This window comes from Agrobacterium sp. DE0009, from assembly GCF_007680755.1.
GTDB classification, from domain to species: domain Bacteria; phylum Pseudomonadota; class Alphaproteobacteria; order Rhizobiales; family Rhizobiaceae; genus Agrobacterium; species Agrobacterium tumefaciens_B.
The window spans coordinates 98429-123171 of record NZ_VEIU01000006.1; the positions used below are offsets into that span (position 1 = coordinate 98429).

General features: G+C 58.9%; 22 protein-coding genes. 14 read left to right on the top strand and 8 right to left on the bottom strand.

Annotated elements, in window-relative coordinates; genetic code table 11:
* The first annotated feature begins 5 nt into the window (after window positions 1–5).
* The 6 genes from glgC to FS804_RS19325 all read left to right on the top strand — a co-directional run bounded on the left by glgC (window position 6) and on the right by FS804_RS19325 (window position 8142).
* Entirely contained in the window at window positions 6–1268 is a 1263-nt protein-coding gene (gene glgC, locus FS804_RS19300; protein ID WP_063947166.1) for a glucose-1-phosphate adenylyltransferase, read from the top strand.
* Between the two features lie 5 nt (window positions 1269–1273).
* Window positions 1274–2716, top strand: a complete 1443-nt coding sequence (gene glgA / locus FS804_RS19305; RefSeq protein WP_144578526.1) for a glycogen synthase GlgA — start codon at window positions 1274–1276, stop codon at window positions 2714–2716.
* A gap of 4 nt (window positions 2717–2720) precedes the next feature.
* Window positions 2721–4349: an alpha-D-glucose phosphate-specific phosphoglucomutase gene (locus FS804_RS19310; RefSeq protein ID WP_144578527.1), complete on the top strand. Its 1629-nt coding sequence runs from the start codon at window positions 2721–2723 to the stop codon at window positions 4347–4349.
* A 230-nt stretch (window positions 4350–4579) separates the two neighbouring features.
* Window positions 4580–6535, top strand: a complete 1956-nt coding sequence (gene glgX, locus FS804_RS19315) for a glycogen debranching protein GlgX (protein WP_144578528.1) — start codon at window positions 4580–4582, stop codon at window positions 6533–6535.
* Window positions 6536–6590: 55 nt separating this feature from the next.
* Window positions 6591–7079 carry a MaoC family dehydratase gene (locus tag FS804_RS19320; protein WP_144578529.1) on the top strand — a complete coding sequence of 163 codons (489 nt, stop codon included), beginning with the start codon at window positions 6591–6593 and terminating at the stop codon, window positions 7077–7079.
* A 22-nt stretch (window positions 7080–7101) separates the two neighbouring features.
* On the top strand, window positions 7102–8142 hold the full coding sequence (locus tag FS804_RS19325; RefSeq protein ID WP_144578530.1) for a DUF2332 domain-containing protein: 1041 nt from the start codon (window positions 7102–7104) through the stop codon (window positions 8140–8142).
* A gap of 145 nt (window positions 8143–8287) precedes the next feature.
* Here the strand turns inward: FS804_RS19325 and FS804_RS19330 are convergent, their stop codons facing one another.
* From FS804_RS19330 to FS804_RS19350, 5 genes are read right to left on the bottom strand one after another with little or no spacing between them, the layout of a single operon-like run.
* Window positions 8288–8842: a sarcosine oxidase subunit gamma gene (locus tag FS804_RS19330; RefSeq protein WP_144578531.1), complete on the bottom strand. Its 555-nt coding sequence runs from the start codon at window positions 8840–8842 to the stop codon at window positions 8288–8290.
* Entirely contained in the window at window positions 8835–11795 is a 2961-nt protein-coding gene (locus FS804_RS19335; protein WP_144578532.1) for a sarcosine oxidase subunit alpha, read from the bottom strand. Before FS804_RS19335 ends, FS804_RS19330 begins: the two co-directional genes overlap by 8 nt.
* Window positions 11792–12106, bottom strand: coding sequence for a sarcosine oxidase subunit delta (locus FS804_RS19340; RefSeq protein WP_144578533.1), 315 nt, complete (start codon window positions 12104–12106; stop codon window positions 11792–11794). Before FS804_RS19340 ends, FS804_RS19335 begins: the two co-directional genes overlap by 4 nt.
* Window positions 12107–12117: 11 nt before the next feature.
* Complete coding sequence (locus tag FS804_RS19345; protein WP_186376910.1) at window positions 12118–12528, bottom strand: hypothetical protein; 411 nt, start codon at window positions 12526–12528, stop codon at window positions 12118–12120.
* Window positions 12528–13781 carry a sarcosine oxidase subunit beta family protein gene (locus tag FS804_RS19350; RefSeq protein WP_059756984.1) on the bottom strand — a complete coding sequence of 418 codons (1254 nt, stop codon included), beginning with the start codon at window positions 13779–13781 and terminating at the stop codon, window positions 12528–12530. Before FS804_RS19350 ends, FS804_RS19345 begins: the two co-directional genes overlap by 1 nt.
* Before the next feature lie 317 nt (window positions 13782–14098).
* Here FS804_RS19350 and rpsU point away from each other — a divergent pair, with 317 nt between their 5' ends.
* Complete coding sequence (gene rpsU, locus FS804_RS19360; protein ID WP_063947155.1) at window positions 14099–14326, top strand: 30S ribosomal protein S21; 228 nt, start codon at window positions 14099–14101, stop codon at window positions 14324–14326.
* Window positions 14327–14447: 121 nt separating this feature from the next.
* A complete protein-coding gene (locus FS804_RS19365; protein WP_144578534.1) occupies window positions 14448–15347 on the top strand; it encodes a tetratricopeptide repeat protein in 900 nt (299 codons plus the stop codon).
* Between the two features lie 72 nt (window positions 15348–15419).
* Here FS804_RS19365 and FS804_RS19370 read toward each other — a convergent pair whose 3' ends face one another.
* Window positions 15420–15686 (bottom strand): DUF6074 family protein, encoded by a 267-nt coding sequence (locus FS804_RS19370; RefSeq protein ID WP_063947153.1) that lies wholly within the window; start codon window positions 15684–15686, stop codon window positions 15420–15422.
* A gap of 336 nt (window positions 15687–16022) precedes the next feature.
* On the opposite strand from FS804_RS19370, the gene FS804_RS19375 reads away from it, so the two are divergent.
* Entirely contained in the window at window positions 16023–16301 is a 279-nt protein-coding gene (locus FS804_RS19375) for an exopolysaccharide production repressor protein (protein WP_144578535.1), read from the top strand.
* Between the two features lie 108 nt (window positions 16302–16409).
* A complete protein-coding gene (locus tag FS804_RS19380; protein WP_144578536.1) occupies window positions 16410–17399 on the top strand; it encodes a glycosyltransferase family 2 protein in 990 nt (329 codons plus the stop codon).
* Between the two features lie 100 nt (window positions 17400–17499).
* Here the strand turns inward: FS804_RS19380 and FS804_RS19385 are convergent, their stop codons facing one another.
* Entirely contained in the window at window positions 17500–18774 is a 1275-nt protein-coding gene (locus tag FS804_RS19385) for an FAD-binding oxidoreductase (protein WP_144578537.1), read from the bottom strand.
* A gap of 15 nt (window positions 18775–18789) precedes the next feature.
* The gene (locus FS804_RS19390) at window positions 18790–19458 is read right to left on the bottom strand and encodes a haloacid dehalogenase type II (protein ID WP_144578538.1); all 669 of its coding nucleotides are present in this window, start codon (window positions 19456–19458) and stop codon (window positions 18790–18792) included.
* 322 nt (window positions 19459–19780) lie between these two features.
* Between FS804_RS19390 and FS804_RS19395 the strand changes: the two genes are divergently transcribed.
* The 4 genes from FS804_RS19395 (at window position 19781) to FS804_RS19410 (ending at window position 24672) form a co-directional block, all read left to right on the top strand.
* The gene (locus tag FS804_RS19395) at window positions 19781–20617 is read left to right on the top strand and encodes a GNAT family N-acetyltransferase (protein ID WP_144578539.1); all 837 of its coding nucleotides are present in this window, start codon (window positions 19781–19783) and stop codon (window positions 20615–20617) included.
* A 14-nt stretch (window positions 20618–20631) separates the two neighbouring features.
* On the top strand, window positions 20632–22005 hold the full coding sequence (locus FS804_RS19400; protein ID WP_144578540.1) for an aspartate aminotransferase family protein: 1374 nt from the start codon (window positions 20632–20634) through the stop codon (window positions 22003–22005).
* 255 nt (window positions 22006–22260) lie between these two features.
* Window positions 22261–22974, top strand: coding sequence for an HAD-IA family hydrolase (locus FS804_RS19405; RefSeq protein ID WP_144578541.1), 714 nt, complete (start codon window positions 22261–22263; stop codon window positions 22972–22974).
* An 87-nt stretch (window positions 22975–23061) separates the two neighbouring features.
* Window positions 23062–24672, top strand: a complete 1611-nt coding sequence (locus tag FS804_RS19410) for an ABC transporter substrate-binding protein (RefSeq protein WP_144578542.1) — start codon at window positions 23062–23064, stop codon at window positions 24670–24672.
* Window positions 24673–24743: the final 71 nt, after the last annotated feature.

The following is a 24743-nucleotide window of genomic DNA, read 5'->3' on the forward strand; positions in this document are numbered from 1 at the left end:
ACACCATGTCGGAAAAAAGAGTTCAGCCTTTGGCGCGTGATGCAATGGCCTATGTCCTCGCGGGCGGCAGAGGCAGCCGCCTCAAGGAACTGACAGACCGCCGGGCAAAACCCGCCGTTTATTTCGGCGGCAAGGCCCGCATCATCGATTTTGCGCTGTCCAACGCGCTCAATTCCGGCATTCGCCGCATCGGCGTCGCCACACAATACAAGGCGCACTCCCTTATTCGCCACCTGCAGCGGGGCTGGGACTTCTTCCGTCCTGAACGCAACGAAAGCTTCGACATCCTGCCCGCCTCCCAGCGCGTTTCAGAAACGCAATGGTATGAAGGCACCGCCGACGCAGTTTACCAGAACATCGACATCATCGAGCCCTATGGGCCTGAATACATGGTCATCCTCGCCGGCGACCATATCTATAAAATGGACTACGAATACATGCTGCAGCAGCATGTGGATTCCGGTGCCGACGTGACGATCGGTTGCCTCGAAGTCCCGCGCATGGAAGCGACCGGCTTCGGCGTGATGCATGTGAATGAAAAAGACGAGATCATCGATTTCATCGAGAAGCCGGCCGATCCGCCCGGTATTCCCGGCAATGAAGGCTTCGCGCTCGCTTCCATGGGCATCTATGTCTTCCACACGAAATTCCTGATGGAAGCCCTGCGCCGTGATGCCGCCGACCCGACCTCCAGCCGCGACTTCGGCAAGGACATCATTCCCTATATCGTTGAGCATGGCAAAGCCGTCGCCCATCGCTTCGCGGATTCCTGCGTGCGCTCGGATTTCGAGCATGGCCCCTACTGGCGCGACGTGGGCACCATCGATGCCTATTGGCAGGCCAATATCGACCTCACGGACATCGTGCCCGACCTCGATATCTACGATAAATCCTGGCCGATCTGGACCTATGCGGAAATCACCCCGCCGGCTAAATTCGTGCACGATGACGAGAACCGCCGCGGTTCGGCCGTGTCTTCGGTCGTTTCCGGTGATTGCATCATTTCGGGCGCATCGCTGAACCGCAGCCTGTTGTTCACAGGCGTCAGAGCCAATTCATACTCACGCCTTGAGAATGCCGTAGTACTGCCGAGTGTGAAGATCGGGCGTCACGCCCAGCTCAGCAATGTCGTGATCGACCATGGCGTGGTCATTCCGGAAGGATTGATTGTAGGAGAAGACCCAGAACTGGATGCCAAACGTTTCCGCCGCACTGAAAACGGCATCTGCCTTATCACCCAATCGATGATCGACAAGCTGGACCTGTAGCGCCGATGAATGTCCTTTCGGTTTCATCCGAAATCTATCCCCTAATCAAGACTGGAGGGCTCGCCGATGTTGCCGGCGCGCTCCCCATCGCGCTGGAAGCGCTTGGCATCAAGACGCGGACTCTGATCCCCGGATACCCGGCTGTAAAAGCAGCCGTGACGGATGCCGTCAAATGTTTCGAATTTACCGATCTTCTCGGCGAAAAAGCCGAGGTGCTCGAAGCGCGGCACGAGGGGCTTGATCTCCTTATTCTTGATGCGCCTGCCTATTACGAGCGCTCGGGCGGCCCCTATCTCGACCAGACCGGCAAGGATTATCCTGACAATTGGAAGCGCTTCGCAGCGCTTTCGCTGGCGGCAGCACGCATTGCGGCCGGCGAATTTCCCGGCTGGCGCCCGGATCTCGTGCATGCGCACGACTGGCAGGCCGCCATGGCGCCGGTCTACATGCGTTATGCCGAAACGCCTGAGATTCCGAGCCTACTCACCATCCACAACATCGCCTTCCAGGGGCAATTCGGCGCCAACATTTTCAGCAAGCTTGCCCTGCCGGCCCATGCGTTCAGCATGGAAGGCGTGGAGTATTACAACGATGTCAGCTTCCTGAAGGGCGGCCTGCAGACGGCAACCGCGCTCAGCACCGTCAGCCCTTCCTATGCAGAGGAAATCCTCACCCCACAATTCGGCATGGGTCTCAACGGGGTCATCGGCAGCCGCGCGCACGTGTTGCATGGCATCGTCAACGGCATCGACGCCAACGTCTGGAACCCGGCAACCGATCACCTGATCCATGACAATTTCTCCGCAGCCAACCTCAAGAACCGGGCGTTAAACAAGAAGGCCGTCGCCGAGCATTTCCGGATCGATGATGATGACAGCCCGCTATTCTGCGTCATCTCCCGCCTCACCTGGCAAAAGGGCATCGATCTCATGGCCGATGCGGTGGATGAGGTCGTTTCCCTCGGCGGACGGCTCGTCGTGCTTGGCGCCGGCGATGTGGCATTGGAAGGGGCACTTCTGGCGGCAGCCTCCCGCCACCATGGCCGTGTCGGCGTCGCCATCGGTTATAATGAGCCGCTGTCGCACCTGATGCAGGCGGGCTGCGATGCGATCATCATTCCCTCGCGCTTCGAGCCCTGTGGGCTTACTCAGCTTTATGCGCTGCGTTATGGCTGCATTCCGGTCGTCGCCCGCACGGGCGGCCTTGCCGATACCGTCATCGACGCCAATCACGCCGCGATCGCTAATAAATCGGCGACGGGCGTACAGTTTTCACCGGTGACGCTCGACGGCCTCAAACAGGCGATCCGTCGGACCGTCCGTTATTATCACGACCCCAAACTCTGGACACAAATGCAGAAACTCGGAATGAAATCCGATGTTTCCTGGGAAAAGAGCGCCGCTCTTTACGCCGCGCTTTACAACCAGCTTATATCGAAAGGCCATTGAACCAATGATAAAGACCGTTCAGACGACGCCCTATCAGGATCAGAAACCGGGCACTTCGGGACTGCGCAAGAAGGTGCCCGTCTTTGCCCAGGAAAATTACGCCGAGAACTTCATTCAGTCGATCTTCGACTCTCTCGAAGGCTTCCAAGGGGAGACCTTGGTTATCGGCGGTGACGGCCGTTACTACAACCGCGAAGTCATCCAGAAAGCGATCAAGATGGCCGCCGCCGCCGGCTTTGGGAAGGTGATGGTCGGTCAGGGCGGCATTCTTTCCACGCCGGCCGCGTCCAACATCATCCGCAAATACAAGGCCTTCGGCGGTATCGTGCTTTCCGCGAGCCACAATCCCGGCGGCCCGACCGAAGATTTCGGCATCAAATACAATATCGGCAACGGCGGTCCCGCCCCTGAGAAGATCACGGACGCGATCTATGCCCGCTCCAAAGTCATCGACAGCTACAAAATCTCCGACGCTGCCGATATCGATCTCGACAAGGTCGGCAGCTTCAAGGTGGACAACCTGACGGTCGAGGTGATCGACCCGGTCGCGGATTACGCGGCCCTCATGGAAGAACTGTTCGATTTCGATGCCATTCGTGCACTCATCGCCGGTGGCTTCAAGGTTGTGGTCGACTCCATGAGCGCGGTTACCGGCCCCTATGCCGTCGAGATCATCGAAAAGCGGCTTGGTGCGCCCAAGGGTTCGGTCCGCAACGCGACGCCGCTGCCGGATTTCGGTGGCCACCACCCAGATCCGAACCTTGTCCATGCCAAGGAGCTTTACGACGACGTCATGAGCCCGGAGGGCCCGGATTTTGGTGCCGCCTCCGATGGCGACGGTGACCGCAACATGGTGGTCGGCAAGGGCATGTTCGTCACGCCGTCGGACAGTCTTGCCATCATTGCCGCCAATGCCAAACTGGCGCCCGGTTATGCTGGCGGCATTTCAGGCATCGCCCGCTCGATGCCAACCAGCGCCGCGGCGGACCGCGTCGCGGAAAAGCTCGGCCTTGGCATGTACGAGACACCGACCGGCTGGAAGTTTTTCGGCAACCTGCTGGATGCCGGCAAGGTCACGGTGTGCGGCGAAGAGAGTTTCGGCACCGGCTCGAACCATGTGCGTGAAAAAGACGGTCTGTGGGCCGTGCTTTTCTGGCTGAATATCGTTGCCGTTCGCAAGGAAAGCGTCAAGGACATCGTCACCAAACATTGGGCGGAGTATGGCCGCAACTATTATTCGCGCCATGACTACGAAGAGGTTGACGCCGACGCCGCCAACACGCTCGTGGCCATCCTGCGTGAAAAGCTCGCGACGTTGCCGGGCACCAGCTACGGCAATCTCAAGGTCGCTTCGGCGGATGATTTTGCCTATCACGACCCGGTCGACCAGTCCGTGAGCAAGAACCAGGGTATACGCATTCTCTTTGAAGGCGGCTCGCGCATCGTGCTACGTCTCTCCGGCACAGGCACGGCCGGCGCCACGCTTCGTCTCTATGTCGAGCGTTACGAGCCGGATGCAGCACGGCACGGCATCGAAACGCAGGAAGCACTCGCCGATCTGATCGCCGTTGCCGATACGATCGCGGGCATCAAGGCCCACACCGGGCGCAGTGCGCCGAGCGTTATCACCTGAGGCCACCGCGGCGCTGACCCCAGCGGAGCCGGCGCCGCGCGCATGACGATGGGTTTGCGAGAGTGAAGCAACCCTCGTCACACTCGGCTTCATCCTCGGGCTTGACCCGAGGATCTACTGGATGTCCGGGTTTTGGATCCTCGGGTCAAGCCCGTGGATGACAGAGCGAAGGTTCGCTCCTAAGACTGTCGGCGCCTTTTATGAGGTAAATACCCTATCGGAGAGAGAGCATGCAGACACCTTCCGTTTTTCCCAAGGGCGCGCAGCGGACGGAAAACGGAACGGAGTTCACGGTCTATTCGCGGCATGCTTCCCAGATCGATCTCTGCCTTTTTGATAAAACCGGTGACAAAGAAACGGCGCGCCTGCCGATGGTGCGCGGCGAGGATGATGTTCATCGGCTGACTGTCTCCGACGCCAGCACCGGCACACGCTATGGCTTTCGCGCCCACGGCATTTATTCACCCGACCATGGTCTGTGGTTCGATCCGGCAAAGCTGCTACTCGACCCCTATGCAACGGAAATTGACCGCCCGTTTCGCCACGATCCCGCGCTATATGCCTTTGGTCAGGAAACGGGCCACATCGTGCCCAAGGCAATTCTTTCCCCTCATCACCCGCTTCAACGCCAGCCGCCGCTTTTTGCCGAAGGCGGGCTGATTTACGAACTCGCCGTCAAATCCTTCACCCAGCTGCATCCCGACGTCCCCGAGAATATCAGGGGCACCGTCGCGGCGCTTGCGCATCCCGCCATTCTCGCCCATCTGAAAAAGATCGGCGTTGATGCGGTCGAACTGATGCCAATCACGGCGTGGATAGACGAACGCCATTTGCCGCCTCTCGGCCTTTCCAACGCCTGGGGGTACAATCCGATCGGCTTCATGGCGCTCGATCCGCGCCTTTGCCCGGGCGGCGTGCTGGAACTGCGCGACACGGTTGCGGCATTGCATGCGCAGGGCATCGGCGTCATTCTTGACCTGGTCTTCAACCACACCGGTGAAAGCGATATCGAGGGTTCGACCATGTCGCTGCGCGGCCTCGACAATCTCACCGCCTTCCGTCACATGCCGGGAAAGCCGGGCGAGCTCGTCAACGATACCGGCACCGGCAATACAGTCGCGTGCGACCACCCCTATATTCGCCAGCTCATCATTGATTCGCTGCGACACTTCGTTCTTCATGCGGGGGTGGACGGCTTCCGTTTCGATCTGGCACCCGTGCTCGGGAGAACCGCGGCGGGTTTCGACATGGCCAGCGAAACATTGGCCGCCATGCATTCCGATCCTGTTTTGTACGACCGGGTGCTGATCGCTGAACCCTGGGATATCGGGCCCGGCGGGTATCAGCTTGGCAATTTCCCGGAAAGCTTTCTCGAATGGAACGACCGCGCCCGCGACGACATGCGCCGTTTCTGGCGTGGGAATGCCGGCATGACAGGCGCACTCGCTGATGCCTTATCCGGCTCGTCTCCGATTTTCTCCAGACACGGGCGGACTAAAAGCCGGAGCGTCAATTTTCTTGCCGCCCATGACGGCTTCACCCTGTTCGACCTCGTCAGCCATGAGCGCAAGCACAATGATCAAAATGGTGAGAACAATCGCGACGGCCATAACGACAACCATTCCTGGAACAATGGTTTCGAAGGTCTGACGGACGATCCTGCCATCATGGCAGCGCGGCTTGCGGATGTGAGAGCGTTACTATCCACGCTTTTTGTCAGTCGCGGCACCTTGATGCTGACGGCAGGCGACGAGGGAGGGCGCAGCCAGCAGGGCAATAACAATGCCTATTGTCAGGACAACGCCATCAGCTGGGTCGACTGGTCGTCGCTTGTCCCCGAATTGATCGACCATACGGCGTTTCTTGCCACATTGCGCAGGCGCTTCGACGTGTTTACCAAGGCCGATTTCTTCACCGGGCGCGGTGATGTTGTGTGGCTTGCGCCGGGCGGTGAGGCGATGACGGTGGCAGACTGGGAAAGCCAGGAGGTGCAGGCCTTCGCCATGGTGCTTTTCACCCTGGACCGTGAAACTGGTGAGGACGCAGAGCTAGCCGTGCTGATCAACCGCAGCCGGAACATCGTACCGTTCGCCCTGCCGGGGGATGGCTGGTCCGCGATCGGTACGGATTTCGGCAATCCCGCCTTCCTTCCAGCCCGCTCGGTTGTCTTTTATCTGCGCGGTTGATCACGTCGCATCACCAGCCGTATAAGTCGCGGTAAACCAATGCGGACGAGGTAAGATGACAAAAGAAATTGCGCTGGCGGAGATGAAAAACCACGTTGGCAGCGAAATGGGCGTTTCCGACTGGATTACGGTTGACCAGTCGATGATCGATGCCTTCGCCAAAGCGACGCTCGATGACCAGTTCATTCACACTGACCCGGAGAGAGCGAAGGCAGAAAGCCCGTTCGGCGGCACCATCGCCCATGGATTTCTGACGCTCTCTCTTCTTTCAGCCCTCAACTATGATGCCCTGCCCCGTATTCGTGAGCAAACCATGGGCATCAATTACGGTTTTGACGCCGTCCGCTTCGTCGCTCCTGTCAAAAGCGGTGCGCGGGTGCGCGGTCGTTTCACGCTGGCAGAGATCCGCTTTCGCGGCGCCACAATGTTGATGACGACTTACGATGTCACGGTGGAAATCGAAAACGAAAAGAAACCTGCCCTCACCGCCCGCTGGACGACGATCAGCCAGTTTAACGCAGAAGATCGGCCACAGGACGCCTGAGGCGCAGGCAGGGAGAACCCGAATGCATGACGAAGCCGTAAGGAATGCGTTTCTGGTTCAGGCAAAAGCCTGTGACAGCCTCGGATCTCCCTTTACCGCGCGGATTTGTCGCGTTGTCGCCACACGGCTCGACCGGCAGACCGAGGTGGGCGAGACTATCTTGTCCTGGCCCGGCGATGTTGGACCTTCCGGCGATTCCGTTCCCCTGCGGTTGGCCGGGGCGTTGCATGCCCTTGCGATAGAGGAAAAGATCGCCCCTCTTGTCGATATCGGCCCCGACGACGAGGACGCCCTTTGGCGTGCCTGTGCCAGTGCCCTACGTTTCCACGCCGCCTTCATTCTCGAACGATTGAAATCGCCTCCGCAGACCAACGAGGTTCGCCGATCCGCCGTTCTCTTGCCCGGCTTCCTTACGCTCGCAACATTGACCGGCAGGAAGCTTGTGCTTTCGGAAATTGGTGCCAGCGCTGGGCTCAATCTGCAATTCGACCGCTACCAGTATCGTTTGGGTGACCTCGATTGGGGTCCGCAATCGGAGGTATTCCTGTCACCGGAGTGGCACGGCGAGAACCCGCCCCGTGAAGAGATTGAGGTTATCTCGCGCGCCGGCTGCGATCTCAATCCGCTTGACCCGTCATCTGAGGAGGATCGGCTGAGATTGATCTCTTACGTCTGGGCCGACCAGACGGACAGGCTGGAAAGAACAGCGGCAGCACTGCGCCTTGCGCAGGAACACGGCCTGCATGTCGAAAAGGCTGACGCGGTTGATTGGCTAAAATCGCGCTTGGCGCAGCGGTATGAAGGCGCGACGCACGTGATCTACCACTCGATCGCATGGCAATATCTGCCGGACCACCTCAAAGAGGCGGGAGAGGCGCTAATGGCAGAGGCCGGAGCGCGGGCAACGGCAGAGGCTCCGCTTGCTCGCCTCCAGATGGAGGCAGATGCGGCGCCCAATGGTGCCGCGATTACCCTTCAACTATGGCCTACGGGCAAGAAGCAGGAAATCGGCCGAGCCGATTTCCATGGACGATGGGTCGAGTGGCGAGGTTGGCAGACCTAGAGTATTTGCGGTGATTACCGGATCACAATTAATGCTCTATCCCTTTCGCTTTGCCCCATTGTCCGACGCCGAAGCGAACACGCTTCGTCTGGAAATGCTCCAGGGCGTTTTCGGGTAGATCCTTGGCGCCCTTTTCTTCAACATTTTATATCATCACATCCTGCGCCGCTTCCTGCAACAAACCGCCGACATAGGTCGCGAAAGAACGCCAGCACTCCACCCGGAACGTGTCATCTGCCGTGCGCAGCAGCACAACTTCCGCCTTACCGAACACGGTGCGTGAGCAGGCGCCGATCGGGAAGCTTGCTAGCGACAAATCTTGCGGGCAGCCGGCATTTAGCGCAGCTTCAGCGCCCGCACCCGACACGATGATGGCGTTGTTGCGATGGGAAACGTCCGTTGCCGAGAACAGACCGGACACATCGGCAAGCGCCGCCAACAGGTCGCTTTCGCCCTGATCAATCACCAGCCATTCATCCGGCCCCAGCCACAGGGCGGAGCGCAGGCCCGAGGTGACAGATGTTTTCGGCCTCACCGGCAGGGCAAGACCAAGCGCTTCTGACAAGGCAGGGATGGCGCTTTCCCGTGCGCGCAATGCCAACCGCGAGGCTGAAGCCGCTGGCTTCAGAGACACGAAGGGCGAGCCGCCGTGAAAATCCTCAAGTACGGATTTGCGTTTTGCGTGCAGCATATCAGCCATTGAGACGGGCTCCTTCCTTGTCGAGGAAGACCATGTCGGTCACTTCGACGGCAATGGTTTTATCGGCAAGCGGGATGTAGAGCGTTTCGCGCATGCGCGCCCTGCCATCCGCCACCAGGGCGAAAGCAATGGAATGGCCAAGATTTTCCGACCAGTAGGCCGAGGTCACATGGCCGAGCATGGTCATCGGCTTTGGCTGGTTCGGATCGGCGACGATCTGACCGCCCTCGTCCGGTACGGTCAGCCGGTCCTTCGTCTTCAGACCGACGAGCTGCTTGCGGCCGCTCCGCGTAAGATCGATGCGTTTCAGACCGCGAATGCCGACGAAATCCGTCTTCTTCTTGGAGACGGCCCAGGCAAGCCCGGCATCGTCAGGCGTCACCGTGCCATCCGTGTCCTGACCGACGATGATATAGCCCTTTTCGGCACGCAGGATGTGCATCGTCTCGGTGCCATAGAGGCAGCCGCCAACGGCTTCCGCCCGGTCGCGGATCGCGGACCAGACAGCTGCGCCATAATCGGCAGGCACATTGATTTCGAAACCGAGTTCACCGGTGAAGGAGACGCGGAAAAGCCGCGTCGGCACGCCGCAGAACTTGCCCTCGGCCACGGCCATATGCGGGAAAGCCTCGGGCGAAATGTCGATGCCCTCGACGAAAGGTGCGATCACCTCCCGCGCTTTCGGTCCCTGCACGGCAATGACAGCCCACTGTTCGGTGGCCGACGTGAGCCAGACATCGAGATCCGGAAATTCGGTCTGGAGATAATCTTCCATGTGCTGGAGAACGCGCGGCGCACCGCCCGTGGTCGTCGTCACATGGAAGCGGTCCTCGGCCAGACGCCCGACGACACCGTCATCGTAAACGAAGCCGTCTTCGCGGGTCATGATGCCGTAACGGCAGCGACCGGGCTTCAGCGTGTCCCAGGCATTGGTGTAGATGAGGTTCAGGAACTTCGCCGCATCCGGGCCAACCACCTCGATCTTGCCCAGCGTGGAGGCATCGAACACGCCGACGCTGTCACGCACCGTCTTGCATTCGCGGTTGATCGCCTCATGCATGTCCTCGCCTGCACGCGGGAAGAACCAGGCGCGTTTCCAGTTGCCGACATCTTCGAACACCGCACCGGCCGCGAGTTCTTCCTCATGCATCGGTGTCTTGCGCGCCGGATCAAACAGCGCACCACGCGAATGATTGATGAGCGTGCCGAAGGTAACCGGCGTATAGGGCTGGCGGAAGGTGGTGAGACCGACCTTGGGCAAGTCCCGGCCCAGCGCTTCCGATGCGATGGCGAGGCCATGCATGTTCGACATCTTGCCCTGATCGGACGCCATGCCATTGGTGGTGAAGCGCTTGATATGCTCGACCGAATGCATGCCCTCGCGCACCGCAAGGCGGATATCTTTGGCGCATACATCGTGTTGGAAATCGATGAACGCCTTGACTCCGGTTCCCTCGCCAGCACCTTCCGCCGCACCGATCATGCCGCCGGTCCAGGCCCGAGCATTCTCGCCCGAAAACGTGACCGAACCGCCGCCGGCCGCTGCGGCTTCGGCAATGATCGCGGCAAGATCATCCGTGCCCTTGCAGGCGCCGATGGAGACGCAGTTCTGGACATGGATGTCAGGCAGGAAGCGCTGGTTCGCCGCGTCGAATTTCAGTTTGCCGCGCGACTGGGAGAAAAGATGCACCGACGGTGTCCAGCCGGCGGAAACGACAAGCGCATCGATGGCAATCTTGCGTTTGTTGGAGCCACCATTTCGACCAACGGTCATCGAGGATACGCGCAGGCGGCCAGCGGTGTTGTAAACGCTGTGACCCGCCAGCACTTCGATGCCGAGCGCCCGGGCCTCATCCAGCAGACGCAGATCCGGGTTCTCACGGCAATCAACGATGGCGGCGATCTTCACCCCGGCCTTCTTCAGATCGAAGGCCGTCTCATAGGCCGAATCATGCGCCGTGTAGACACCGACATTATGCCCTACAGCAACACCGTAATGGTTGAGATAAATACGGGCCGCTGAAGCCAGCATGATGCCGGGCCGGTCATTATTGGCGAAGACCATATGGCGCTCGATCGCACCGGCCGCCAGCACGACCTTTTTGGCGCGGACCTGCCAGAGGCGCTCGCGCGGCTGGTGTTTGGCCGGTGTCGCGAGATGATCGGTGACGCGTTCGGCGAGCGCGACGAAATTGTGGTTGTAATATCCAAAGGCGGTCGTGCGGGTCAGAACCCGGACGTTGGGCATGGATTGCAATTCGGCAAGAACCTTCTGCGCCCATTCGTAACCTGGCAGACCATCGATCACCGCGCCATTGTCGAAGCGCAACGCACCGCCGACCTCGGCATTCTCATCCACCAGAATGACGCTGGCACCGGCTTTTGCCGCCGACAGCGCCGCCGTCAGGCCGGCGAGGCCTGCACCGGCGACGAGCACGTCGCAATGGGCATAGCGGCCGGAATAATGATCGGCATCAGGTTCGCTCGGCGCCTTGCCAAGACCGGCGGCTCGGCGGATCAGCGGTTCGTAAATCTTGTGCCAGGCGGCCTTCGGCCACATGAACGTCTTGTAGTAGAAACCAGCGGCAAACATCGGCGACAGGAGGTCATTGACGGCGCTGAGATCGAAGGAAAGCGACGGGAAACGGTTCTGCGAGGCGATGATCGCGCCGTCGAACACTTCCTGCACCGTGGCGCGCACGTTGGGCTGCTTGCGCAGGCTGTCGCGCGACACGTCGATCAGCGCATTCGGCTCCTCCGGCCCGGCGGAGAGGAAACCGCGCGGGCGGTGATATTTGAATGAGCGGCCGATCAGATGCACGCCATTGGCCAGCAGCGCGGAGGCGACGGTATCACCCTCCAGTGCCGGATAAATCTTGCCGTCGAATGTAAAGCGCGCGGTTCTCGCCGGAGTAAGACGGCCCGCACCCTTGATACGATAATCGCCGCTCATTGCCCGGCTCCCTTTTCTGCGGAAAGGACCGTTTCGGCATCGGGTTTCGGTTCACCCGCCTTATAGGTCATCAGGAATTTGTCGCTCACCGAATCGCGGGCGGCGTTGAAGAAGCGGCCGCAACCATGAATGTGCCGCCAGCGTTCGAAAACGAGGCCCTTGTCATTGTCGCGAATGAAGAAATACTCCGCGAAGGCCTCGTCGGAGATATCGGCGATGTTTTCCGGCCGCGCTATATGGGCTTCGCCCGCCCAGCGGAATTCCAGTTCGGAACGGTCTTCCCCGCAATAGGGGCAATGGATCAGAAGCATCGTCGCTCCACCTAGAGAGAATTTTCCGGAAGCGCTGTTCCGGCGGGTTGGTCACACAGCCGCTTCCCCATGGCTACGAAGGGGGAAAGCCGCTTTAAAAGCTGCTCGAAATTATCGAAGGGGCGCAGCGCCGAGGCCCGGCCCATATTGACGATGGCAACCGCCATCATGTCGGTATCGATCGCGAAGGGATAGTCCTGCTCGCCATCCTCCTTCTCGCCGACAAAATAGACCATCTTGTTCGCGAGGCTTGGAGCACACAGAAGCAGGCCTTTTTCCGCCATGAAGGGCCAGTCTTTCTCGCCCTGCATCTTCTGGATTTTCTGGCTGCGGAAATCCTTTGCATCGGGAATGACGCTGCCGGCAGGCACGACGTCGGCCGCGCCGGAGACGTTGATCGCAAGCATGGCCGCCGCCAGCATCAATGCGCCACCGCCGCAGCAGCAGCCTCATCGATCAGCCGGCCTGTGCGGAACCGGTCGAGCGTCAGGCCAGCCGCCAGACGATGCGGTTCACCGCGGGCGATGAGATGCGCGAAGAGATTGGCCGAACCCGGCGTCGCCTTGAAGCCGCCCGTACCCCAACCGCAATTGACGAAGAGGTTTTGCACCGGTGTCACGCTTTGGATGGCGGACCGATCGGGTGTGTTATCGGTAATGCCGCCCCATTGGCGCATCATTTTCACGCGCCGGAAGATCGGGAACAGCTCGCAGATGGCGTCCAGCGTATGGGTGATGATCTGCAGACCACCGGTCTGCGAATAGGAATTATACTGGTCGGTACCGGCACCGATGACCAACTCGCCCTTGTCGGATTGCGAAATATAGGCATGAACTGTGTTGGACATGACGACACAGGGGAAGATCGGCTTTAACGGTTCCGACACCAGCGCCTGCAGCGGGTTTGAGTGCAGCGGAACACGCACGTCAGCCATCTTCATGATCACGGACGAATGGCCGGCGGCGGAAACGCCGATTTTCTTGGCGCCGATGAAACCACGATTGGTCTCCACACCCGTCACCGCTCCGTCCGGCCCGCGGCGAATGCCCGTGACCTCGCAATTCTGGATGATGTGCACACCGCGATCGGAAGCGGCCCGCGCATAACCCCATGCCACTGCATCGTGGCGCGCGGTGCCGCCGCGACGCTGAAGGGCAGCGCCGTTGATCGGATAACGCGCATTGCCTGATATATCGAGCGGCGGACAATACGCCTTTGCCTGCTCCGGCGTCAGCCACTCATTGTCGATGCCATAGAGTCTGTTGGCATTGATATGGCGGCTGAAGGACTGCCGATCATGGATATTGTGCGACAGCATCATCACGCCGCGCGCCGAATACATGACGTTGTAATTGAGATCCTGGCTCAAGCCTTCCCAAAGCTTCAGGGAGTGCTCGTAAATATCCATGCTCTCTTCATAGAGATAGTTGGAGCGGATAATGGTGGTGTTGCGGCCGGTATTGCCGCCGCCGAGCCAGCCTTTTTCGAGAACTGCGACATTGGTAATGCCGTGTTCCTTGGCAAGATAATATGCAGCACCCAGACCGTGACCGCCGCCACCAATGATGATGACATCATAGTCCTTGCGCGGCTCGGGTGAGGCCCATTGCGCATCCCACCCTTTATGACCCCTGAGCGCCTCACGCGCCACGGCAAAAACGGAATATTTGCGCATTCTCGGTCTGCTCCTTAAGAACCGGCAAGAGACCGGCAACATCGTCCCGGTCCATATCATTACACATGGCAAATCGGGATGGGAGGCAATATCCATTTTGCGACGCCGCAATGATTTTGTTTCGACATCGCGACAGGAATCGTCTGCTGGAGGCGTTTTACAGGCGGATTATCCGTCTGCGGCTGGACTTGTTGCCAATGATCTGATATTCCACGCGATCAATCGCCCCGCCTTACGGCCGGATGAACGAATTTTATTTGCGTGCGAATACCTTTATTCGCCCAGCAAGACAGCAAAATTAAAGGAACAGGATACACGTGCAGGTACTAGTCCGCGACAATAACGTTGATCAGGCGCTCCGCGCCCTGAAGAAAAAGATGCAGCGCGAAGGCATTTTCCGTGAAATGAAAATGCGCGATTTCTTCGAAAAGCCCTCCGAGAAGCGCGTCCGCGAAAAGGCCGAAGCCGTTCGCCGCGTCCGTAAGCTTGCGCGCAAGCGTGCACAGCGCGAAGGTTTGGTCGCTGGCGCCCGCGCAGGTCGTTAACAGGCCGTCTTTTGGACGTTTTTGAATGCTTGTTGGGCGGGGGCGATCAGTTCGTCACCGCTCTTTGTGTTTGTGGTCGGAGAATGTTCATGAGACCGGCCTGCGAGGGAACCCACATCGAATGATCGCTGTCGACGCCTGTGTTGTGAAAATGTCCGATGCCTCCAAGCGCCGGATACCGTTAATGAGCAACAGAGGGTTTCGCGCTTCTCTTGTGGTCTGCACCGTGCTTGCGGGTCTTTCCGGCTGCGCGACATCCAACCAGACGGACGATGTGTTCCGGATCGACCGCGCGCAGGGCTCCCAGGAAAATATCGCATCTCTCACGTCGGTCATCAACGCCAATCCGCAGGATCCGGAGGGCTACAATGTGCGTGGCTCGGCTTATGGCCGGGCTGGCGATTCGCGCCGCGCCATTGAAGATTTCAACAGGGCGCTGCAGCTGAACCCTCGCTTTTACCAGGCCTATGCCAACCGCGCACTGGTGTATCGCAACAGCGGCCAGCAACAGCAGGCCCTGCAGGATTACAATGCCGCCCTGCAGATCAACCCGAGCTATGATGTGGCGCTGATCGGCCGCGGTAATCTCTATCGTCAGTCGGGCCGTGTGAACGAAGCTTTCAATGACTTTTCCCGCGCCATCGAGCTGGAAACCACTGACGGCCGCGCCTGGCACAATCGGGGCCTGATCTACCAGCTGCGCAACCAGCATGCGCAGGCCATTGAAGATTTCTCCAAGGCCATCTCGCTTTCATCGACGTCGCCTGAGCCCTATAACGGCCGCGGACTTTCCTACGTCGCGCTCAACGACGACGAAAACGCGTTTGCCGACTTCAACCACGCGATCTCGCTTGATGGCAATGTTGCGGAATCCTGGGCAAACCAGGCGCTAGTCTACGAGCGACGTGGTGAAATGGCCAAGGCTGCCAAGTCCTACGCGCATGCGGCAAGGCTTGATCCGAAATACAAACCCGCACTTGACGGCGTTGCCCGCACACGCGGCGCTGCCGGCGCTTCCTGAGTTTTTAAGAGACCAGCAAAAAGCCGGCAGGTGCATTACCCGTCGGCTTTATGCATCACGGATTGAAAGCCTTTAGTGGCTGTCGCGGCGCGCCTCCGGCGCAGCATCGCTCGACCACAATTCTGCCTGAACGGCATTTTGAAACTCCATGACCTCCCGCCGCATAGCAGCATCGTCATAGCCAAGGGCAGTCAGGCGGGCGGCCAGGCTGCGGCACTCCGTGCGCCAGAAGTCGTTTGCCTCCGCGCCATGCAGCCGATCGAGCATCGTCGCGCAGCGTTTGACGTCGGCAATACGGTTTTTTGCCGGGAAGGCGATTACTTCTGAACTCGTTGTCACGCGGTCACCCTGGTCTTCGAGGAATCAATACCGGCTTTTTAAAGGCGAGATGGTTAACGAAGTCTGCAGAACGCGAAGGCCCCCTGCAATTGGCCGCTTAAGACGTATTTTAGCTGTCTCAGACGCAAGGACGGCCGGTGGAAACGGGCTCGATCGAAAAATTCCACGATTACCAAGGAATTTACCAATCAAGATTACCGAAATTTCATGCTGCAACCCCTAGAAGAAGTATATGTGTGTTGAAACAGCACCGGTCTCATCGTATATTTCCTTCAAAGAAGAAAAATGCAGCAGAGCAGTCAAGAGCGGAGAAATCGTTCTCGGGAGGAGAGCAACATGTATGCACCTCGTGTCTTTTTCAGCATGATTGGTGCCTTGCTTGCCTTTGCCATCGCGACATATTTCATCCACGGGTCGTTCTACACGGCCTTCATTCAGACACTCGTCTGCGCCGTCATCCTCCAAATTGGCTATTTTATCGGGATTCTCGTTCTCGTTGCCCGCGAAAAGCGCAGAATGCGTGAGACCTTTTTGCGCGACCGCAATGCCGATATCATTGCGGTTGACACGGCCAAGAGCGCGCCGCCGCATGGAGCCAAACTCTCCGATATGTGAGATTACGCGCCGCTTATTTTGTTGCGCCGCAAAAAATCGCTTGCATCCATACGCCTGACACTTTCTGCTGGCCATATCCTGACGGTGTTCAAGGCAGAAGGACAACACATGGTGAGCGGTTCACAGCCCATTTGCGTCATCATCGCTGCGAAAAATGCGTCTGACACGATCGACATCGCCATCCGCTCCGCGCTTGCGGAACCGGAGGTCGGAGAAGTCGTGGTGATCGACGATGGCTCTACGGATAAGACAAGCGATGTGGCTCACAGAGCGGACGACGCTACGGCCCGTCTTCGGGTCGTACGTTTCGACGTCAATCGTGGCCCTTCGGCCGCGCGCAATCACGCGATTTCAATTTCATCTGCACCGCTGATCAGCATTCTCGACGCGGATGACTTCTTTTTCCGAGGTCGCTTCGCCGCCATGCTGGCCGATGACGACTGGGATCTTGTGGCCGATAACATCGCCTTTATCCAACAATCCTTTCCAGGCGCATCTTCCATGCAACCGGCCCGGTTCGAGCCGCAGGCCGGATTTCTGTCGCTCGTTGAATTCGTCGAAGGCAATATCTCAAGACCCGGTGTGGAGCGCGGGGAGACCGGCTTTCTGAAACCCGTGATCCGCCGCGCCTTCCTCGACAAACATGCGCTGCGTTATGACGAGGCCCTTCGGCTTGGCGAGGATTACGAACTTTATGTCCGCGCGCTTGCGGCCGGTGCGCGATACAAGGTCATCCGCCATTGTGGTTACGGCGCAATCGTGCGGGGCAACTCGCTGAGTGGCAGACACCGCACCGAAGATCTTCGCCTTCTCTATGAAGCCGACAGGGCCATTCTCGCCAGCTGCCGCTTGTCTCCAGAGGAAACCGCGATCCTGCGCGAACATGAAAAACATATCCGCGCCAAATTCGAGCTTCGTCATTTTCTGGATGCAAAGAAAGAAAGCGGCATGGGCGGCGCGCTGAGCCACGCCCTTTCACGACTGCCAGCCCTGCCCGCCATTGCGCGCGGCATCTGGAGCGACAAAACCGCCCGCTTCCGCAAATCGCCGCCGGTTCGCGACGTGCGTTACCTGCTGCAAGGCACGCCGATTTCCTAAAGAACGATTTAGGTACTGCCGCCGGTCCGACCTGCTCCGCTCAAACTCTCCGCCGAATTCAGCGCGGGCCCGATGGGGCTCAGGTCCCAATTGCCGCGTTTTACTGAAACTTGTCCAGCATCTTGTAATAAAAGCCCACCAGCGGCAAAAACCACGGTTTTCCGAAGTGCCCGGGCACCGCTGGCCAGTCCAGGCCCTTCAGCGGATTGTTGTCCGGACGTCCGAGAATGGCGTCGGCCATGATCATGCCGAGATGCGTCGAGAGTTGCGCGCCATGGCCGGAATAGCCCATGGCGTACCAGACGCCGTCATGGAAACCGGCGCGCGGGTAACGGTCCTTGGTCATGTCCACCAGTCCGCCCCAGCAATAATCGATTGGTACATGGGCGAGTTGCGGGAAGATGCGGTGCAGGCTTTCCTGCAGGATCGCGCCGCTCTTGGTATCGGAACGCTGATCGGATGTCGCCGAAAAACGGGCGCGACCCCCGAAAATCAAACGATTGTCCGGCGCAAGACGGAAATAATTGCCGATATTCATGGTGTTGACGTAGGTGCGGTTGCCGGGAACCGAGGCTTTGATTTCGGCATTCGTCAGCGGCCGCGTGGCGATGATGAAGCTGCCAACGGCGATGATGCGCCGGCGGAAATAACCGAAGCCGGGGGGCGTATAGGCGCCGGTGGCGACCAGAACATTGTCTGCCGTCATCTTGCCACGCGCGGTCTCCAGTTCATGCTTCCCGCCGTTCTGGACATGTTTCGTCACGGCTGCGTTTTCAAAAATTACCGCGCCATGACGGCTGGCGGCTTGCGCAAGGCCAGCGATATAACGGCCCATATGCATCATGGCGCTCTTTTTCGAAAGCATGGCGCCATAAAATGGCGAGCCGATTTCCGCCTTCAGTTCCGCCTCTGACAACAGCGCCGTATCAGGATCCACCTCGGCGTGAACGGCTTCGAAATTCCGGGCAAGGCCTTCGAAATGCTGGGGCTTCGATGCCATCTTGAGCTTGCCGGCCCGGCGGAAATTGCAGTCGATATTTTCCTCGGCGATGAGGCTTTCCAGCGTATCGATGGAGGCATCGAGCGCCTGATAGAGCGCGATGGCGCGCTCCTTGCCGAGTTCTGCCTTGGCAGAGAGGTAGGAATGGGCAAGGCCATTGTTCAGATGGCCACCGTTGCGACCCGAAGCACCCCAGCCGACGCGCTGCCCTTCCAGAACGACGACGCGCGCACCGGCTTTTGCAAGCTGGCGCGCAGCACCGAGACCCGTGAAGCCGCCACCAATGACGGCCACATCATAATGGCCTTCGACAGGACCTTGCGCCGCTCCAGCAAACAGCGGCGCCGTGTCGTGCCAATAGGAGACGAGCTTCATGATCAATGTCCTCTCTTATAGTCCGACGACGCCCGCGAGACCGGAAATATCTGAAATTTCCGTATAACCGTAATAGGGATTTGCAGGTTCATGGCCACGGTTGACCCAGACCTTGTTCTTGATGCCGAGATCATGCGCGGACATCAGATCGTAACGGAACGAGGACGAAACGTGCAGGATTTCCTCCGGACCGCAGCCGAGCATGTCGAACATATATTCGAAAGCCTTGAAATGCGGCTTATAGGCTTGCGCCTGCTCGGCCGTATAGACCGCATGAAACGGTGCTCCGAGTTTGGCGACATTCGACATGATCTGCGAGTTCATGGCGTTGGACAGAATGACGAGTGGGATTTCCTTGGCGACCTTGGAAAGACCCGCCGGAACGTCCGCATGCGGCCCCCATGTCGGAACGCGCTCATAGACCATTGCTGCATCTTCATCCTTGAAGGCTACACCATTGCGCTTGCAGGTGCGCGACAGGGCGTTGTGAACGACGTCTGCATAAGGTTTCCAGTCATGCATGACCTCGTCCAGTCGATAGGCGGAAAAATTCCTGATGAACTCTTCCATCTCCGCCTCTCCCAGACGATCACCGTAGAGATCGCGGGCAGCCTCTGCCATCTGGAAATGAATGAGCGTGCCGTGGCAATCGAAAGTGATGTATTTCGGGCGGAAGGTGGTCATCTCGTCGTCATCCTTGCTTGGGGATTGGTGGTGGCTGCAATAACCAGATCATAGAGGCCTTTGGCTGATCGGCGCACCGCAATTGACGCTAATGGAAGCAGATTGTTGCGTATGCAGCCGCCGGTTTGGCAGAGAGTTGCGCGGGGGCGGGCCAGCTGCTTTCTCCCCTTTCTACCTTCCCGGCCGGCGCGACGTGGACGCGGCATAAGATGCGGCGGCGGATAAAAGCAACAGCGAAACATATCGAACCTTCCCATTTGTCGGGACAATCTTCTTCCGGCATCAGTCTATCAATGAATGAGCAGAAAAACGGAGTTCCGACATGCAGGCAAGCCTGATCGATATCCAACCTTTTCAAGCGGACCATCTTGATGCGGCCGTTGAACTTTCCCGCCAGGCCGGATGGCCGCACCGGAAAGAGGATTGGGCGATGGTCCTTTCCATCAGCAAAGGTTTCGTTGCCGTTGACGACGGGCGCGTCGTCGGAACGGCGATGGCAACGCTGCTCGGAGAACGCTGCGCCACCGTCAACATGGTGATCGTGGATGAAAGCATGCGCGGCCGCGGCCTTGGACGCAAATTGATGGATGCGGCGCTCGACGCCGCCGACGATCGTGAATGCCGTCTGGTCGCCACTGCAGATGGGCTGCCGCTTTATGAAAAACTGGGATTCGTCGCCTGGGGTCAGGTGGTTCAGCATCAGGGAATTCCGAAGACCCCCACCAAACCGGAAAATGTAGCCTGGGCGCCAAACATCGACGCGGCCGAACTTGCGACACTTGATGCAGAGGCTTTCGGCGCAGATCGGACACCGCTTTTTGCGGCACTTGCGCAAAGGGCACGTTTCGCGACGGTGAAGAGCGAAGGCGTCATTCAGGGATTTGCGGCAATGCGTACCTTCGGTCGCGGCGAAGTCATCGGTCCGGTCGTGGCCGAAGACATTGAAATTGCAAAAGATTTGATTGCATTCGCGATGTCGGAACGCCCTGGCGCATTCCTGCGTGTGGATACAACCGTAAAGGCTGGGCTCGGTTCGTGGCTTGCCGAACAGGGCCTTGCCCATGTCGGCGGCGGCATTGCCATGCGCCGGTCAACGACCGAACTACCTGCTGAAAAGAGATTGAAAACATTCGCATTGACCAGCCAGGCGCTGGGCTGAACCGGGAGAGACACATGCTAAGCAATTCACTGATCGAACTGGACCGCGCCCATCTGGTGCATCCGGTCTCGTCCTTCCGCGGCCATGAAAAGCTTGGCGTGCGGGTGCTCCAATCGGCGAAAGGCGCCACCGTCACCGACATGACAGGTCATCAGCTGATCGACGGCTTTGCAGGGCTATGGTGTGTCAATGCCGGTTACGGACACGACAGCATCGTTGAGGCGGCGGCAAGGCAGATGCGGGAATTGCCCTATGCGACGGCCTATTTCGATATCGGCAGCGAACCCGCAATCCGGCTGGCCTCTGAGCTTGCCGATCGCGCACCCGGTGATCTCAACCACGTCTACTTCACGCTTGGCGGGTCCGACGCGGTGGACAGCACCATCAGGTTCATCCGTTATTACTGGCACGCGAAAGGGGAGCCGCAGCGCGACCAGTTCATTTCCATCGAACAGGGGTATCACGGCTCCACCACGGCCGGCTCAGGCTTGACGGCCCTGCCCGCGTTCCACGCCGGCTTCGGCGTGCCATACGACTGGCAGCACAAAATTCCGTCGCACTATGCCTACCGCAACCCTGTTGGCAGCGATCCGGCGGCCATCATCGCCTCCTCCCTGCAAATCCTGAAAGAAAAGATCGAGTCCATCGGCCCGGATCGTGTCGCCGCCTTTTACGCAGAACCCATTCAGGGCTCGGGCGGCGTTCTGGTGCCACCGCCGGGATGGATCAAGGCTATGCGCGAACTCTGCCGCTCCTATGGCATTCTTTTCGTCGCCGATGAAGTCATCACCGGCTTCGGTCGTACAGGACCGCTTTTTGCGTGTGCCGACGAGGACATCGTGCCTGATTTCATCACGACAGCCAAAGGCCTCACGTCAGGCTATGTGCCTATGGGCGCCGTCTTCATGGCCGACCACGTTTATGATACAATAGCCGACTTTGCTGGCGAGGCTGCCATCGGGCACGGATATACTTATTCCGCCCACCCCGTCAGCGCGGCTGTCGGTCTGGAAGTGCTGAAACTTTACGAAGGCGGACTGCTGGAGAATGGCCGTCGCGCCGGTGCGCGATTGATGGCCGGACTTGAGGGCTTGAGAAGCCACCCGCTGGTGGGCGACGTGCGCGGCCGTGGCATGCTTGCCGCCATCGAACTCGTGACCGACAAGGACAGGAAGACTCCTTTGCCGGCCGCGGCTGCCCCCGCGCGAAAAGTTTTCGACCGCGCGTGGGAAAACGGCCTCATCGTGCGGGCCTTCGCGAATGGCATCCTCGGCTATGCGCCGCCGCTTTGCTGCACCGATAGCGATATTGACGCCATCATTGAGCGGACGCGCAAGACACTGGACCAGACGCTTGAAGACCCGGCCGTACGCGCAGCCATGGCCTGAGGCGAAAGCAAGCAGCGTTGCGGCGCCCTCTGGAAATGTCGCAACGCCCCACTTATTCGCAATATTCTGCCGTTCAGCTGATCCAATTCGGCGTATCCCGCGCGCCGAAAGTGCCAAACTAGCGATGTAGACGGCAACAAACGCCATAAAAAAGGGCGTAGCGACAAATGGGAACGGGACAAGGATCTCGTCCGGGAACAGAATAATCTGCCGCAGCCGTCCCAAGAGGCCGAGGCAGCAAAGTGGAGACCCACATTGCCCAAGAAACTGAGCGACTTCAAATATATGAGCTTCGACGTGGTAGGCACCCTCATCGATTTCGAAGGTGGCCTGAAATCGACCCTGGCAGCGATCGGTACGGAAAACGGCGTGGAGGTCGATGGTGAAAAGGCACTCGCCCTTTATCGCGCTGCCCGGTATTCCGAGGCAACGGACCTGTTCCCCGACGATCTTGTCCGTGTCTACCTGAACATTGCCCCCGAACTTGGCCTGCCGGCAGAGCGGGCGTTCGGCGAGCGCCTGCGTGATGCGGCAAAAGACTGGAAAGGCTTTGAAGACAGCCGCGCCGCAATGGCAGAATTGGCAAAGACACATCGCCTCATCGCCATGACCAATGCCCAGCGCTGGGCCTTCGACTATTTTTCGAAGGAGCTTGGCAATCCCTTTCATGCCGCCTTCACGGCGGATGACACGGGCACGGAAAAACCCGATCCGGTCTTCTTCGAAAAGGTATTTGCTTTCGTCGAAAGCGAGGGCGCATCGAAGGACGACATTCTGCACGTCGCGCAAAGCCAGTACCACGATATCGGCATTTCCCGGAAACTGGGCATGACGAATTGCTGGATCGAGCGTCGCCACGCCCAGAAGGGCTATGGCGGCACGATAGAGCCGGAGAATTTTACGGAGCCGGACTATCACTTCACGTCGATGGCTGGCCTTGCCGAAGCGACGAGACAAGCAGCCGGTTAAGCCATACTCCAGAAGACGCAGCGCGAACCGCCCTGCGGTGTCGAGTATTTTTCAATCGGATCTCAACAAATACAAAAGGGGAATACCATGAGTGACAGGATTACAAACTGGACCCGCTCTGACGATGCCGCCGTTGAACAGGCGATCCGCCGCGGCGCGACGCGGCGTGAGCTGCTTCACATGATGCTGGCGGGTGGCGTGGCCCTTTCGGCCGGTTCGGCCATCCTCGGCCGCGCCTCGAAGGCCGTGGCGGCAACACCGGTTTCCGGTGGCTCGTTAAAGGCGGCCGGATGGTCCTCCTCCACCGCCGATACGCTCGACCCCGCCAAGGCCTCGCTTTCGACGGATTATGTCCGTTGCTGCGCCCTTTATAGCCGGCTTACCTTTCTCGACGTTTCCGGCACACCGCAGATGGAGCTGGCCGAATCCATCGAAACGAAAGATGCCAAAACGTGGACGGTCAAATTGCGTTCCGGCGTCACCTTCCATGACGGCAAGTCTTTGACGGCCGATGACGTGGTCTATTCGCTTAAGCGTCACCTCGATCCTGCTGTCGGCTCCAAGGTCGCCAAGATCGCGGCTCAAATGACCGGTTTCAAGGCGGTCGACAAAAACACCGTCGAAATTACGCTGGCAAACCCGAACGCCGACCTGCCATCCATCCTTGCGCTGCATCACTTCATGATCGTTGCCGATGGCGCTACGGACTTCTCCAAAGGCAATGGCACCGGTGCGTTCAAGCTCGAAAAATTCGAGCCCGGCGTTCGCTCCGTCATGGCAAAGAATGCGAATTACTGGAAGTCCGGCGGTCCGCATCTCGACAGTTTTGAGTTCATGGCGATTTCCGACGACAATGCACGCGTCAACGCCCTTCTTTCCGGCGACATCCAGCTTGCTGCCGCCATCAATCCACGTGCGCTTCGCCTGCTCGACAAACAGGACGGCGTCGTCATGTCCAAGACGACGTCCGGAAATTATACCAACCTCAACATTCGGCTTGATCAGGCACCCGGCAACAAAACCGACTTCGTTGCGGGCATGAAATCGCTGATCAATCGCGAGCAGATCGTCAAGGCGGCGCTGCGCGGCCTCGGTGAAGTTGGCAACGACCAGCCCGTTCCGCCCATGAGCCCCTATCACAACCCGGACCTCAAACCGAAGGCATTCGATCTGGACAAGGCAAAGTTTCATTTCGAAAAAGCCGGCGTCATCGGTCAGTCCATTCCGGTCATCGCATCGGATGCGGCAGGATCATCCATCGACATGGCAATGATCATGCAGGCTTCCGCCGCACAAATCGGCGTCAAGCTCGACGTACAACGGGTGCCATCGGATGGCTACTGGAGCAATTACTGGCTGAAGGCACCGATACACTTCGGCAACATCAACCCGCGCCCGACACCGGACATCCTCTTCTCCCTGCTCTACGCCTCCGATGCACCCTGGAACGAAAGCCAGTACAAGTCGGAAAAGTTCGACAAGATGATGCTGGAGGCCCGCGGCCTGCTCGACATGGAAAAGCGCAAGCAAATCTATTTCGAAATGCAGGCGATGATTGCCGACGAAGCCGGCACCATCATTCCGGCCTATATTTCGAATGTCGACGCGATCTCCTCCAAGCTGAAGGGTTTGGAAGCAAATCCGCTCGGCGGCATGATGGGGTACGCGTTTGCGGAATACGTCTGGCTCGAAGCCTGATAGCCCATGGAGCCGGGCCTTCAAGTGCCCGGCGACCTTTCCGCCGATGCGGGAAGCCTCCACAATAAGGG

What these genes read in the sequence shown, in the direction of transcription:
- FS804_RS19365 (WP_144578534.1), top strand. Translation starts at nt 14,448, where the DNA reads ATGATCGCTGTCGACGCCTGTGTTGTGAAAATGTCCGATGCCTCCAAG.
- FS804_RS19330 (WP_144578531.1), bottom strand. Translation starts at nt 8,842, where the DNA reads ATGGCTGATATGCTGCACGCAAAACGCAAATCCGTACTTGAGGATTTT.
- FS804_RS19385 (WP_144578537.1), bottom strand. Translation starts at nt 18,774, where the DNA reads ATGAAGCTCGTCTCCTATTGGCACGACACGGCGCCGCTGTTTGCTGGA.
- FS804_RS19350 (WP_059756984.1), bottom strand. Translation starts at nt 13,781, where the DNA reads ATGCGCAAATATTCCGTTTTTGCCGTGGCGCGTGAGGCGCTCAGGGGT.
- glgC (WP_063947166.1), top strand. Translation starts at nt 6, where the DNA reads ATGTCGGAAAAAAGAGTTCAGCCTTTGGCGCGTGATGCAATGGCCTAT.
- FS804_RS19395 (WP_144578539.1), top strand. Translation starts at nt 19,781, where the DNA reads ATGCAGGCAAGCCTGATCGATATCCAACCTTTTCAAGCGGACCATCTT.
- FS804_RS19345 (WP_186376910.1), bottom strand. Translation starts at nt 12,528, where the DNA reads ATGCTGGCGGCGGCCATGCTTGCGATCAACGTCTCCGGCGCGGCCGAC.
- FS804_RS19325 (WP_144578530.1), top strand. Translation starts at nt 7,102, where the DNA reads ATGCATGACGAAGCCGTAAGGAATGCGTTTCTGGTTCAGGCAAAAGCC.
- FS804_RS19400 (WP_144578540.1), top strand. Translation starts at nt 20,632, where the DNA reads ATGCTAAGCAATTCACTGATCGAACTGGACCGCGCCCATCTGGTGCAT.
- FS804_RS19320 (WP_144578529.1), top strand. Translation starts at nt 6,591, where the DNA reads ATGACAAAAGAAATTGCGCTGGCGGAGATGAAAAACCACGTTGGCAGC.
- glgX (WP_144578528.1), top strand. Translation starts at nt 4,580, where the DNA reads ATGCAGACACCTTCCGTTTTTCCCAAGGGCGCGCAGCGGACGGAAAAC.
- FS804_RS19410 (WP_144578542.1), top strand. Translation starts at nt 23,062, where the DNA reads ATGAGTGACAGGATTACAAACTGGACCCGCTCTGACGATGCCGCCGTT.
- FS804_RS19380 (WP_144578536.1), top strand. Translation starts at nt 16,410, where the DNA reads ATGGTGAGCGGTTCACAGCCCATTTGCGTCATCATCGCTGCGAAAAAT.
- FS804_RS19310 (WP_144578527.1), top strand. Translation starts at nt 2,721, where the DNA reads ATGATAAAGACCGTTCAGACGACGCCCTATCAGGATCAGAAACCGGGC.
- FS804_RS19390 (WP_144578538.1), bottom strand. Translation starts at nt 19,458, where the DNA reads ATGACCACCTTCCGCCCGAAATACATCACTTTCGATTGCCACGGCACG.
- glgA (WP_144578526.1), top strand. Translation starts at nt 1,274, where the DNA reads ATGAATGTCCTTTCGGTTTCATCCGAAATCTATCCCCTAATCAAGACT.
- FS804_RS19335 (WP_144578532.1), bottom strand. Translation starts at nt 11,795, where the DNA reads ATGAGCGGCGATTATCGTATCAAGGGTGCGGGCCGTCTTACTCCGGCG.
- FS804_RS19340 (WP_144578533.1), bottom strand. Translation starts at nt 12,106, where the DNA reads ATGCTTCTGATCCATTGCCCCTATTGCGGGGAAGACCGTTCCGAACTG.
- FS804_RS19375 (WP_144578535.1), top strand. Translation starts at nt 16,023, where the DNA reads ATGTATGCACCTCGTGTCTTTTTCAGCATGATTGGTGCCTTGCTTGCC.